Source organism: Wolbachia endosymbiont (group A) of Rhinocyllus conicus (assembly GCF_947250775.1).
Lineage (GTDB): Bacteria > Pseudomonadota > Alphaproteobacteria > Rickettsiales > Anaplasmataceae > Wolbachia.
This window is the reverse complement of sequence record NZ_OX366349.1, coordinates 519,984-533,632: the sequence shown is the minus strand read 5'-3', so window position 1 is coordinate 533,632 and position 13,649 is coordinate 519,984. Positions and strand designations below refer to the sequence as shown.

General features: G+C 34.9%; 11 protein-coding genes and 1 tRNA gene. 3 read left to right on the top strand and 9 right to left on the bottom strand.

The genetic code is table 11. The annotated features are described in order from the left end of the window. Positions 1 to 124: 124 nt before the first annotated feature. Entirely contained in the window at positions 125 to 2,320 is a 2,196-nt protein-coding gene (locus OOK92_RS02720) for a coiled-coil domain-containing protein (protein WP_264736158.1), read from the top strand. A gap of 357 nt (positions 2,321 to 2,677) precedes the next feature. On the opposite strand, the gene OOK92_RS02715 is transcribed toward OOK92_RS02720, so the two are convergent. The 8 genes from OOK92_RS02715 to OOK92_RS02680 all read right to left on the bottom strand — a co-directional run bounded on the left by OOK92_RS02715 (position 2,678) and on the right by OOK92_RS02680 (position 10,849). Then, positions 2,678 to 2,887, bottom strand: a complete 210-nt coding sequence (locus tag OOK92_RS02715; protein ID WP_264736157.1) for a hypothetical protein — start codon at positions 2,885 to 2,887, stop codon at positions 2,678 to 2,680. Continuing rightward, positions 2,865 to 3,053: a hypothetical protein gene (locus OOK92_RS02710; protein WP_264736156.1), complete on the bottom strand. Its 189-nt coding sequence runs from the start codon at positions 3,051 to 3,053 to the stop codon at positions 2,865 to 2,867. The genes OOK92_RS02715 and OOK92_RS02710 overlap by 23 nt, the downstream gene beginning before the upstream one ends. A 362-nt stretch (positions 3,054 to 3,415) precedes the next feature. Next, positions 3,416 to 4,711, bottom strand: a complete 1,296-nt coding sequence (locus tag OOK92_RS02705) for a cbb3-type cytochrome c oxidase subunit I (protein ID WP_319803915.1) — start codon at positions 4,709 to 4,711, stop codon at positions 3,416 to 3,418. A gap of 185 nt (positions 4,712 to 4,896) precedes the next feature. After that, positions 4,897 to 7,344, bottom strand: a complete 2,448-nt coding sequence (gene lon, locus OOK92_RS02700) for an endopeptidase La (protein WP_264736154.1) — start codon at positions 7,342 to 7,344, stop codon at positions 4,897 to 4,899. A gap of 15 nt (positions 7,345 to 7,359) precedes the next feature. After that, positions 7,360 to 8,637, bottom strand: coding sequence for an ATP-dependent Clp protease ATP-binding subunit ClpX (gene clpX, locus OOK92_RS02695; protein WP_264736153.1), 1,278 nt, complete (start codon positions 8,635 to 8,637; stop codon positions 7,360 to 7,362). Next, complete coding sequence (gene clpP, locus OOK92_RS02690; RefSeq protein WP_164225183.1) at positions 8,637 to 9,263, bottom strand: ATP-dependent Clp endopeptidase proteolytic subunit ClpP; 627 nt, start codon at positions 9,261 to 9,263, stop codon at positions 8,637 to 8,639. Before clpP ends, clpX begins: the two co-directional genes overlap by 1 nt. 11 nt (positions 9,264 to 9,274) lie before the next feature. Further along, complete coding sequence (gene tig, locus OOK92_RS02685; protein WP_264736366.1) at positions 9,275 to 10,609, bottom strand: trigger factor; 1,335 nt, start codon at positions 10,607 to 10,609, stop codon at positions 9,275 to 9,277. A 158-nt stretch (positions 10,610 to 10,767) separates the two neighbouring features. Beyond that, positions 10,768 to 10,849, bottom strand: a tRNA-Leu gene (locus tag OOK92_RS02680). 140 nt (positions 10,850 to 10,989) lie between these two features. Between OOK92_RS02680 and OOK92_RS02675 the strand changes: the two genes are divergently transcribed. Next, positions 10,990 to 11,586: a BON domain-containing protein gene (locus OOK92_RS02675; RefSeq protein ID WP_264736152.1), complete on the top strand. Its 597-nt coding sequence runs from the start codon at positions 10,990 to 10,992 to the stop codon at positions 11,584 to 11,586. Between the two features lie 60 nt (positions 11,587 to 11,646). Further along, positions 11,647 to 12,576 carry a glutathione synthase gene (gene gshB / locus OOK92_RS02670; protein ID WP_264688409.1) on the top strand — a complete coding sequence of 310 codons (930 nt, stop codon included), beginning with the start codon at positions 11,647 to 11,649 and terminating at the stop codon, positions 12,574 to 12,576. Here the strand turns inward: gshB and murG are convergent. Next, positions 12,561 to 13,592 (bottom strand): undecaprenyldiphospho-muramoylpentapeptide beta-N-acetylglucosaminyltransferase, encoded by a 1,032-nt coding sequence (gene murG / locus OOK92_RS02665; RefSeq protein ID WP_264736151.1) that lies wholly within the window; start codon positions 13,590 to 13,592, stop codon positions 12,561 to 12,563. The genes gshB and murG overlap by 16 nt on opposite strands. Positions 13,593 to 13,649: the final 57 nt, after the last annotated feature.

Here is a 13,649-nt window from a genome sequence, read left to right as displayed (position 1 = left end):
ACTGCTTAAGGAGTAACCACTATATAGCATAGTGGACAAGTGCTCAAGTTTATTTACTCAACGATTAGTTGACTTTTAAAAAAATCTGTTAATATTATAGTATACTTTTTAAAGATGCAAAATTATGCCACAGGAAAACGAAAATGTATTTATAGCTGAGAATCAAAGTCTAAATGTAGATGAACAGAAGAAAAATGATATTCTAAGTGTCATTGAATCTTGCAACGATCTTCAGGATTTTATTAAAAGACTGGAGGAAGAAAATTTAATCTGGTACTTTATTGGTCCTTTACGCAAAGATGAGGACATTACAGGACAGATAAATTTAAAGTGGGAAAAGGAGTTCCAAAAATTTGAGCAATCAATAAACACAATGCATAAAGAACTTAAGTCGTCTCTGCCTGGTCAAAATTTCTTAGCGTATTCAACAAAAGATAACGACTTCAAAATTAGATTTGAAAATGAAGAAAAACCAATAGAAATTAGCAATATTTTAAGAGCCAGCAGAGAAGGTAAGGTTTATAACATATCTTTAGAGAAAGATAGTCAAATAACTGCGACCAAAAAAGGCAGCGAAAGGCACTATGATTTTACTGGTTCAAGCTCATGTGAAATGACCATTAACTGGCAGGCTAAAGATTCTGAAGGCAACAGCATAGACTGTAGCATGATCGTAAAATTGGATTCTAGTGGTATACAAAGTGTCATTGGTGAGCCAAAGTTTGGTGATTTAAAGTTCACACCAGAGAAAACAAAAGATAAAATATTAAAATTAGTTGAGCAGAATAAAGAAGTTTTTATCAATGGAAAAACTCTGCATCAAGCTTTTACTGACATGTCCAGGAGTGTAGACGATCAGCAAGTACCAGCAGAGGAAATATTTACAAAAGATCCACATATATCACCACAGTCACCTACACCAAGCAGCAGTGGGTATTCCTCTCCTAGCACACCTTCTTCACGTAGAAGTTCTTTCTCTAGTGTTAGTAAATTTAGTGATGAAGATGAAATATTTGAGGATGATATGTCTAGTGATGAAGAAGAGCATGAACAAGAAGGAGCAAAAGGTGAAGTAGACGAAATTGAGGAATTAGAGAAAGAAAAAGAAACATTTGCTAAATATTTTGCAGCGCAGGCAAAGCAGCTTGAGGATCTAAGATTAGAACGTGACTTCTTGAGAGATGAAGTTAATGAACAACGGCAAGTTATATCTGAAAAAAATCAAGGAATAAAGGAACAAGGTACTTTAATTGAGTCGCTTATGAGTAAAGAGCAATTAAAGAATCAAGAGTTAGTTAAGGAATTAAATCAACTGTACAAAGAAAAAGAAGATTTAGAAATGGCAATTCAGCAATCTGGTATAGGTAAAAAGTCTCTTGCAGATGAGATAGAAGAAGTGGAGAAAAATGAGAAAATAGAGAGTTTGAGAAAAGAAATTAAGCAGAAGGATGAAAAGATACAGCAGATAGTAAGAGAGAGCCAGAAATTAGAAGGAAAGCTTCAAGATTTAAGGGCAAAGTATTCGGAAGTAAAAAACGAAGATAGTGAGTATATTGAAAATTTAACCCGTAAACTAAAACAAGCTGAGATTGAATTTATCGATAATAAAGATAAGCTGACTGAGCAAATAGAAAAATTGGCAGAAGAAAAGGAAAATTTATTTAGACAATTAAGAGCAAAAAGTACAGATTCAACATCGTTCAGAAAGCAACAATCAGAAATAGATAAGCTTAAACAACAGCTTAAGGAAAAGGAAGGGATGTTAACGTGTACACAGGAAGAGCTGGCATCTGTCAAAGAGAGTCTAGAGCAACTGCAGAACATATTACAGCAGGAAAAAGGTCAGGCAACTCAAACTGAAGTTGAATATGAAAGTAGAGGAACAAGCATGCAGCAGCAAGACCAAGGTACACAAGCTGTAAACAACAACTCAAGCAGAATAGCTAGTGGGTTAAGACAAGAAAACAAAAAATTGACTAGAGACAAACTAACTATATCTGAACAATTAAAACAAAAAATAAGAGAGATTGACGAGTTAAAGAAAAATTTAAAGCAATTACAAGAAGAAAATAAACAACTAAAACAAGAAGTTACTAAAAATGCAGGAGTTGATACACCATCTTCAACAGGTCAAAAAGAAGCTAAAGAAGCAGAAGTTATACCGCAAAACATTATGGATTGGCCTGTTCCAATTCCAGACGATAAACCGGAAGAGCAGAAAACTCCATTAGAGCCAATCAAGGTAAATACAGAATTATCAGATCCAAAATCAATCCCCGCTGAGGATCCAGAAAAATCTCCTCCTCTTTCAAAAGGATGAGTTTTGCTTCTATTGTTAACTATAGCTAAGACGTCATACCGCCATGGCGCTAACACGTAGCAGGATGACGAGGTTATCGTCATTCCGCCGCGAACCGTCACACTGCCGCAGTATCTCACATAGATCCCGCTAGGCTTTGTTGCATCGCTAGCTATGATGGATTAAAGATAAAAAAGATGGAGAATATCAGTAGCTTATTATTCTGGTATTTATAACAAGAACGGTCAGTGAATACCTAAATTTGAGTAAAAGAAATTTCACTACCACTCACTAATCCGGCTAAAATTCAAGAATTTCAATGCTTTAGCTATTTTCAATAGAATTAAGTTTATTAATATAAATAATAAATTACTATTCTTAAATTTGATCAGATTGATTGCAAAAAAACAAGATTTTCAATAGGTTGCTTATAATCCTAGCTATAGTTAGCCTTTCATAAGTAGCGATGCAACAAAGCCATCCCGCTAACAAGCAGCGGGATGACAGCAATCCTACGTCATACCGCCGCGAACCGTCATACTGCCGCAGATCGTCATACCGCGATTCATTCGCGGTATCTCTTAGCATAGATCCCGCTAACAAGCAGCGGGATGACGGTTGTCATAGTGTCATGAAAGTAGCTGACACTGGTTTCCATCCAAGAGGGTGTCATCCGAGTAGCTTGACTACTTGGATCCAGAAAACTTAACTTTAAATAAGTGGCTGCATAATAAAGACTAGATTCCAGCGTCACGCGCTGGAATGACACCATTTTCGGTCTCTTAAATTGCTTTAGCTACAAACATTAAGAAATTTACCAGGCAGAAAAAAAAGGCAAAGAACTCCCGTGGTGCGAGTTTTGACTCTATATTACTGTAAGTGGCGCTGTAATAATGTGCTAACGCTTAAAATAAGCGCGATTTGGCTGAATGTAGAAAAAATAAAAAAGACATGCAGCCGCTATAATTTTATGTAATCCGCCAATAAATACCCTGAGTTTTTTACTGAATTTTGTCATTGAGCCTGCAGGTCAAAAACAATGAGTCATAAATACCCTTACTACTACAATAAGGGGCCTGGCGGAGTTTGTCAAGTAAGTTTTTTCGTTTCTATGGGTTAGTTGGTACGCGCTTTGCCTTTTAACAGATGTAAAAGCACAATTATTACGAACAACATTCCACCAATGACTGATATAGCTCCACCCGCAATAAAACAAGCACGTGCCAACATTGATGAAATACTTGGCAGATCTGCAACTTTTCTTAAGGCACCATATCCACCAAGCCATACAAGTCCAGTAATATGGAGAAAATGCCCCACACTGTACGCATAAATCTGTAATCTTACCATGGAACTTTTTACCTCTTTAAAGTTTAATTTAGGTAACAGCCAATAAATGAAATTCATAAAAGCTATAGTGATCCCAACTACAGAACCATGATAATGAGCGGGAATGGTGACATTTCCTTCAATAGTCAGCACTCCAAGCACATCTCCATAAATGAACAATAAAAATGAATGTAATAAATAGTTGCTTTTATCATTAGTAAAAGTCCTGATGTTGCAGCACACTAATATTATCAAAAAGCACGGCAAAACTGCTCCAGCAATTCTCATATGCCAAGTAAAAAACTGTATTAACTTGGCGCTATCAATTGGATAAACAAAATATATAAACGATGCACCCATAGCCAAAATTGTGTTTATAAATAGTGGTAAAATAGTAATTTTATTGCTTGAAGCTAAACTAGCATCGCTTAACATTATTAAATAGACTAAAAACATTCCTTGAGTAAAAGCAAACTGCAATAAATGTCCGCCTCCCCAAAAGAGATATTCGTAAAACAAATTCTTATCTGAGTGATATAGACCTGGAGGCATATTTTGATATGTTAAAACAAAGCAAAGAAATGACGAAACAAGTGTAATAACCAGCCCAACTTGCCCCACAGAGAGAAATGAAACCTCTTTTTTTGATGTGTATGCTAGCATTGCATTTACTAATATACTGGTGGTAAACAAACCAAGACCAAATAAGAATAATTTGTTTTGTAACACGGGAATATAGTTACTTTTGATAACTTCAGTGTTTGGAACGAATGCGGATATAAACATGAGCAGCATCGAAAGGGTTGATAGAACCCATGAAAAGTTAAACCAACTATTGGTATTTTGTAGGTTTATAATAAAGAGCAGAGATATTATAGAGCACATCCACACCAAAATTGACAAGTTCACGTGTATCACCAGCGCATTATCAAAGATATATTGTGCAGAAGGAACGAGAGAGGAGATAAAAGGCAATCGTAAAAAAATAACAATTATTGACAGCAATCCAGAGCAAGCAAGGGCACATACTGCTAAGAATATCCATTTTCTACAGAGTGGAGCATTATTTTGTATGTTGAGCACGGTCATTTTCTCTTTTTATTTTTGATTGATAAAGTATTATAATATAAAGCGCTATAAATTTTTCAAATTAATTGGCATTGATGAATAATATCACAGCAAAGCAGGTCATATCCTTATGGAATGCACAAGTTAGTGGGTTTTTACCGGACAAAAGAGAAATGGAGACTGTATAATATCTTCTTAATCTAATGCTTCAATGTTTCCAACATAGGAAAAGTATCATCTTTATTTTCTATAGAGGAAGACACACTATTTTGATTATCATCAATTGGAGTAGTAGGGTGCATTAAAGCAACTTTCATAACTTCATCAATATTCTTAGCAAAAACTACGTTGATCCCCTCTTTGATGCTTGCCGGAATCTCTTGCATATCTTTCTCATTTTCACTTGGTATAATCACAGTTTTGATTGATCCTCTGAGCGCTGCAAGCAATTTTTCTCTTAAGCCCCCAATAGCTAAAACTCTACCACGCAATGTCACTTCGCCTGTCATAGCAACATTTTTGTTAACTGGTATATTTGTCATAAGAGAAACAATAGACGTACATACCGCGCCGCCAGCAGAAGGGCCATCTTTTGGTACAGCACCCTCAGGTACATGCAAATGTATATCATTATTTTGGAATTTTTCGGGCTTTATACCAAAAAACAAACAATTTGATCGAATATAACTATACGCAGCTTTTATAGATTCTTGCATAACCTCTCCAAGCTTTCCTGTGTATTTTATTTCTCCCTTGCCCGGAATTAGGACTGATTCTATCATCAAAATATCACCACCTGTTTCAGTATAGGCAAGCCCAGTTACTACTCCCACTAAACTCTCATTTTCTGCAATACCAAAGGTATATTTACGTACCCCTAAATAATCTTGTAAATTGTCAACCCCTACGGATATTTTCTTATTTTTATCAGTCAATATTTCTTTAACTGCCTTTCTCATGAGCTTTGCAAGCTCCCTTTCCATACTCCGCACACCACTTTCACGTGTATATAAACGTATCAACTTGTATAACGCCTCATTAGTTATGTCCCATTCCTTCTGATACAAACCATGCTCCTTCTTTAACTTCGGAATAAGGTGGTGTGTAGCAATACTGATTTTTTCATCTTCAGTACACCCGGACAATTGTATAATTTCCATCCTATCACGCAAAGGATGTGGCAAATTTAAGCTGTTTGCCGTAGTTACAAACATTACACTTGAAAGATCAAACTCAACTTCCAAGTAATGATCCGTAAAGTGTTTATTGTGCTCAGTATCTAAAACCTCAAGTAATGCAGATGCAGGATCGCCACGCGAATCAGAACCCATCTTATCTATTTCATCAAGCAGAAAAAGCGGGTTGCATGAATTAGCTTTTTTCATATGTTGAATAATTTTACCAGGCATTGAGCCAATATAAGTTTTCCTATGCCCTCGTATCTCGGACTCATCACGCACACCACCAAGAGCTATGCGAACAAAATCTCTTCCTACTGCTCCTGCCATAGACTTAGCTAAAGAAGTTTTACCAACACCTGGCGGTCCAACCAAGCAAAGTATAGGACCTTTTATCTCTTTTACTCTTTTTAATACTGCTAAAAATTCTATTATCCTATCTTTTACTTTCTCTATGCCATAATGATTTTCATCTAAGATTTTCTTAGCTGCATTTAAGTTAATTTTTGCATCTTTGTACTTTCCCCACGGCAAATCAAGTAACCAATGCAAGTAACTAGATATAACTGTAGCTTCAGGAGAAATGGGATTCATTTTCTTGTATCTCTTCAAATCAGTTATAGCTTTCTCTCTTGCTTCCTGAGAAAGCTTTGTTTCATTTATCTTTTTTTCAAATTCATTGAGTATATTCCCTTCATCACCATTCTCAAATTCGTCTAATTCTTTCTGTATAGCTTTCAATTGCTCGTTAAGGTAGTAAACTTTCTGAGTGCTTTCAACTTGCGATTTAATTGTCTTATATAAACGGTTTTGTGCGTTCAAAATACTTATTTCTCCCTCAATAAAAGCAAAAGCTTTTTTTAAACGCTCTTTTGGGTCATAAGCCTCAAGTATGCTTTGTTTATCCGATACTTTTATATTTAAATGTGAAGCTACCGTGTCTACAAGTTGATCAACTTCTTTGATTTGATCAATGGGGTTAATGGCAACTTCAGGCTGATTTTTCTTGTTTAGCTTACACCAGCTATCGAACGCGTCTATAACAGATCGCCTTAAAGCTTCTAAATCAATATTGTCTTCATCTTCTTTATAATGATTGTCTAACTCTACCCTGGCTTGTAATAAAGTATGAGAGCTAATATATTCTACAACTCTTCCCCTTCTTATCCCCCGGATTATAACTTTTACTGCATTGTCAGGCAATTTTATTAATGGTTGTATAATGTTTGCTAACACACCTACTTCATAAAGATCTTCAGGCTCTGGATTATCAACAGAGCCATCTTTCTGTGCTACAAGAAAAATCTCATTTTGGTGACTACTACTACTTGTTGCATATTCTAGTGCATTAACAGATTTTTCTCTGCCTATGAATAAAGGCACCATTATATTTGGAAAAATTACTACATCTCTTAAAGGTAATACTGGCAATGCAGTAAAACTAGAGCTCACAGCACGTTCAATGTTCATAATATATGCCTCAAATTAATCATTAACCGTTATAACATTGCCATTATTATTATGATTAACCGTTGCTTTTCCTAATTCTACCATTTTCTTAGTGATTACTATAGTGCTACCTTCAAAATCTCCGTTTCCAGCTGTATACATAACGTCAAGCAAAAGTGACTCCAAGATAGCACGTAACATTCTTGCACCTGTTTTATAGCTTATAGCCTTTTTAGCAATAGCTGATATTGCTTCATCTGAAAACTCAAGGTTTACTTTGCTAAACGCAAGCAATGCTTTGTACTGTTTTATTAGTGCATTCCTTGGCTCTGTCAACACATGTATTAAATCTTCATGATCCAACTCATCTAAAACAGCAGTTATTGGAACCCGCCCTACAAATTCGGGTATTAAACCGAATTTGATTAAATCTTCAGGTTGAACATCATGTAAAGCATTCTTTTTCTTTTGCTCTTTAGACTGACTTATATCTGCTCCAAAGCCAACTGACGTTCCCTTTTTTCTCGCTTCAATAATCTTATCGAGGCCTTCAAAAGCTCCTCCACAAATAAATAGTATGTTACTAGTATCCACTTGTATAAACTCTTGTTGTGGGTGTTTTCGCCCTCCTTGTGGCGGAACATAAGCAACTGTACCCTCCATAATCTTAAGCAGAGCTTGCTGGACCCCTTCACCTGAAACGTCACGGGTTATTGAAGTGCTTTCAGATTTTCTTGTAATCTTGTCTATTTCATCTATAAACACTATACCACGCTGTGCTTTTGCAACGTCATAATTTGCAGCTTGTAATAAACGCGACAACACGCTTTCTACATCATCACCCACATAACCTGCCTCAGTTAAAGTTGTCGCATCAGCCATAGCAAATGGCACATCTGAAACTTTAGCAAGTGTTTTGGCTAGCAAAGTCTTACCAGAACCAGTGGGACCAATAAGCATTATATTTGACTTCTCGATTTCAATATCACTTATAGCATGAAATTGTACCATGGATTGACAATGGTTATACATAGCTACAGATAAAACGTGTTGCGCGTGTTCTTGACCTACAACATGCTTGCTGAGAAAATTTTTTATATCCTCAGGTTTCTTTAGTAATAGCTTCATATCAGATATACGATCTGAATTAAAAGATCTATCTTTCTTTTGACTTATTGCTTTATGGGATAATTCTATGCACTCATTACAAATAAACACCTTTAAACCATCCGAGGAGCTAGTAATCAATTTATCTACTTCATCTTGCGCCTTGTTGCAAAAAGAACAGTAGTGTAAATCATTATTGTTATCCATTAACCCACCTTTTGTTTAACTTTAATATTTTCAATTTCAATATCTGTACGCTCAGCTATCACCCTGTCAATTAAGCCAATTTTCCTTGCTTCTTCAGGATCCATGAATTTATCTCTTTCCATCATTCCTTCAATTTTCTTCAGTGAATTTCCAGTATGTTTTTCATAAATTTGATTTAGTTTTTTCTTAACTCGCAAAATTTCATTAGCATGTATTTCTATATCAGTTGCTTGACCATGATAACCACCAGATGGCTGATGTATCATAATTCTTGAATGAGGTAGAGAGTAGCGCTTACCTTTTGTACCAGATGCAAGCAATAAGGAACCCATAGACGCAGCTTGACCTATACATAAAGTTGAAACGTCTGGGTTTATATACTGCATTGTATCGTAGATCGACAAACCAGCAGTTACAACACCACCTGGTGAGTTGATGTACATACAAATGTCTTTATCGGGATTTTCCGATTCTAAAAATAAAAGCTGTGCTACTATTACACTGGCCATGTTGTCCTCAATAGGACCTGTTACGAAAATTATTCTTTCTTTCACTAGTCTTGAATATATGTCATAAGCGCGCTCACCGCGACTAGTTTGTTCAACTACAATTGGTATAAGAGTCATACCTTTTCCTATTAAATATTACCAAACAATTCCTTTAATTCTTTCACAGAAATAATCTGCTCTTCTTTACTAACTTTTTCTATTATATAATCTGTCACTTTATACTCAAGCGCTTGCCCTCTAACTAATTCTTGAAATTGTTTATTTGATTCAAAATGCTTAAGTACTCTGTCAAACGGTACACCCTTACTGACATATTGATTTACAATAACATTCAAAACATCATTTTGAGTTAATGATATTTTATTTTCTGCACTAAATTTCATAAATAACATAGCAAGCTTTACACGTTTTTCAGCTTCTTTACAAGAATCATTTTGAGCACCCAGTTCTCCTTCCATTCTTTGTTGCTCCTGTTTTACTATGTCTGTGGGTAAATCAAAACTATAATTAGCATCCAAATAATCAAATAGCTCCTTTTTAATTAAGAGATTTCTCATTTCGGTGCACTGATCACCAATCATTTTTTTTGCATGACTTATTAGCAAAGAATAATCTTTAAAACCAATACTCCTAGCTATTTCATCATCATTTTCAAAATCTTTGGCAATTTGAATCTCATTAACTCGCACAGAAAAATCAGCTTCCTGTCCTGCAAGGGAAATGGCTTGGTAATTTTCAGGAAATTGCAACTTAAAGTCCTTTGTTTCTCCCTTTTTCATACCAGTTAATTGATCTTCAAAACCATTAATAAATGTGCCAGACCCTAAATTAACGGCAAAATTTTTGCTACTTCCACCCTGAAAGAGCTTATTCCTAATCCGCCCTTCAAAATCAATTATCAATTTATCCCCATCTTTCGCTTGATAAGAAGCATCATCAACAGAGGCGAAATTGGGGAACTTTGTTTTAATAGAATCAATAAATTCTTTTATATCTTCCTCTTCAATCTTTGCTTCAATTTTCTTTAAGTTTATTTTGTCAAGATCTATCATCGGTACTTCAGGCATCGACTCAAAAGATAGCTTGTATACAAAATTGCCCTCCTCATTTTCTTTGCCCAGATCTGGTAATGATATAACATCAACCTTAGGATAAATGTGAGACTTGACTTCAATTTTTTTCATCAAATCACTTGAGCAATAATCAATTGTATTATTTATCACATATTCCAAAGCTTCGTTTTTATAATTTGCAACAACAAGGTCATAGGGCATCTTTCCAGCCCTAAACCCAGGTGATTTTGCATTTTCTGCTATCTCTTGCAACCTGGAATTTACCTTTTGTTTTATATAATCACTACCAACTGTGATTTCATACTCATACTTTAGTTTATCTATACTAAGCTCTTTGTAGGTATATACGCTACTTACTTCGACTGTATTTTGAGGTATATTATTAGACATCATAATTCATTTATTAACATTTTAATTCATATCTTAATAGAGTCATTTTACCAGAATTTAAGTTAAACACAATCCTTAAGAACAGGTTTTTATACAAACAAAAGTGTATTCAGTGATTATAAATTTTCCCTTAAAACCTAAGTTACATGACTTTAAAGTGCGGATAGAGGGACTTGAACCCCCACGAGCAAGCTCACCAGGACCTAAACCTGGCACGTCTACCAATTCCGCCATATCCGCAAGAAATTTTCAGTACCCTATTATAGGTATTCCATTAAAAATATTCAAGGTTTAAAGTCTTACTTAATTTATAGTATTTACACAATCAAAAAAGCTTATTAACATTTCTTAATGAAAGCTCTAAATCCTGAAAATCAATAATGAGATTAATAACAAGCTTCTTACTTGCAATTTTTTTGATTACACAAAGTGGTTGCACAACCCTTATAATAGGTGGTGTGGTGGCTACAGCGACAGCAACAGCAATAACAATGCAGGACAAATCCTTGGGAAATATCATTGATGATACGACTATGGTCATCAGAATTAATAAGGGGCTCTTAAAACATGGGCTATTTTCATCCATAAAAGTTAAAGTAAGTGAAGGAAGAGTATTGCTCATTGGAAGTGTTGACACTCCTGAAAAACAACTTACAGCAGAAAAAATAGCTTGGCAGCAAAAAGAAATTAAAGAAGTGATAAATGAAATAAGAGTAATACCAATTCAAATGTCTTCCATGCTAGACACTACTGTAGATGGCATGATAACAGCGGAAATAAGAACAAGACTTCTAGGGAAAAGAAATATTAAATCAATTAATTATAGCGTTAATACGGTTGATAGAGTTGTTTATTTGATGGGTATAGCCCAAAATAAAGCGGAATTAAAAGCTGTAATATCAATTGCAAGAAAAGTAAAGGGAGTAAAACAAGTTGTAAGTTATGTACGATATAAGTACAGTAAATTACGCCATTAGGCAAAAATCGCCTTCAAATTATAACATTTGTACAGTTGTGACAATAGGTAGAGAACATAAATGAAAGTTGCCTTTCAGATGGATGAAAATATAAATTTTGAAACTGACACTACATTCGTGCTAATAAAGGAAGCACAAAGGAGGAAGCACGAAGTTTTTGTCTATGCTCCTAACAATTTAGCACTAAAGCTAAACCATCCAATTGCTCTTGCTCAGAAAGTCAGCGTTGATGATTTTAGTTTTATCTCTAAAGAGGATGTAGCAATCAACTTGAATGAAATGGACATCATATTTATCAGACAGGATCCACCCTTTGATATGCGCTACATTACAACAACCTATATCTTAGAAAAAACCAGCGCATTGGTAATTAACAATCCAACAGAAATAAGAAATTGTCCTGAAAAATTGATAACTTCATTATTTCCAGAGCTAATTCCGCCGACTTTGATCACTGAAAATATATCGATGATTAGAGATTTCTACCACAACTATCAAGATATTATTCTGAAGCCGTTGTATAGTTATGGAGGAAACGATGTAATAAGAATACGAGATGAAAACAGCATTCAAGTGGTAGTGGATCTCATGATAGCAAAATATGAATGTCCTGTAATTGCGCAATCATTTTGTAAAAACATAGATAAAGATAAAAGAATATTGCTACTTTATGGTCAACCAATTGGAGTAATGAAACGAGTTCCAAAAATCAGTGGAGAGATCAGAACAAACATGCGACTTGGAGCAAGTTTTGAGCCCGCTCAAATGAACGATAGAGACAATGAAATATGTAACAAAATTGGTCCTGAATTAAAGAAAAGGGGGCTAATATTTGTTGGTATTGATATTATAGATGACTTCCTGCTCGAAATTAACACAACTTCACCCACGGGAGTGGTTTATATCAATAAATTATATAATATATCGCTAGAAAAAGACCTTTGGGATGTGTTTGAAGAAAAAGCAAGCAGCCATCAACTAAACCTGTGAACAATTACCTTAACAAACTCAGTAGTCCCATTCTTTATCCCTGTTTTTTTTGTATTATTGGTCATATCACGCAATTTTTGAGAATTATTTAATAGATCAAATAGTACCTCTGTTAGATTTTTTTTTGCTTCACTATTCTGCTCAACTATTACAGCTGCTCCCGAATCTTCAATACATTTTGCGTTATAAAATTGGTGATTATCTTTTGAGTCAGGGTAAGGAATGTATATAGCAGCGCGCCTAGCAAGAGTGATCTCTGCTATTGAAGTTGCTCCTGCTCTGCTAATTACCAAGTGAGCATTGGCCAATCTATTTTCCATATCATCAAAAAATTCACTCAATTCACAATCGATCTTTTCACTTTTGTATAGACTCTTGACCTTGTTTACATTTTTCTTCGTACATTGCTGCGTCACTCTAATTTTCTTTTTCATTTTAATAGGCAAATTACAAATTACGCTGCTTACTACATCATCAAAAAAATTTGCACCTTGGCTACCTGCTATGACTAATATGTTTAGGGCTTTCTCAGTGCTAGAATGGCTCTGTGCTTTTATATCAATAAAATTTCCTGTAAAAATACATTTATTACCTTCTGTATATTTAGTCTCCGGAAAGCTGGTTGCAATTAATTTTGCACTCTTAAAAAAGAATCTATTTACCCTCCCTAAAACTGTGTTTTGTTCATGTAAAATTATAGGTATAGAGAGAACCTTTGCTGCAAGAAGAGTTGGAAAAGAAGCGTAGCTACCAAACCCAATTACTAATCTTGGCTTCAATTTTCTGATTTTATATATTGCTAGCACACAACTATACATTAATAAAAGGAAAAACTTAAATTTGTTGCCGCTTGGTCTACGTAATGGTAAAATATAGCTTTCTATGTCGATATTTTTATTTGTTTTTTTATCAGTGAATAATATGCAATTGTATCCTTGTGTCTTTAGTGCTTTTGCTAAGGCTATGGCCGGAAAGATATGCCCACCTGTGCCACCTGTTGCTAAAATAATATCCATCTGTAAATAATGAATCCTAGATTGTTAACTGTTATTTAATAATTTGCACGTAGAATT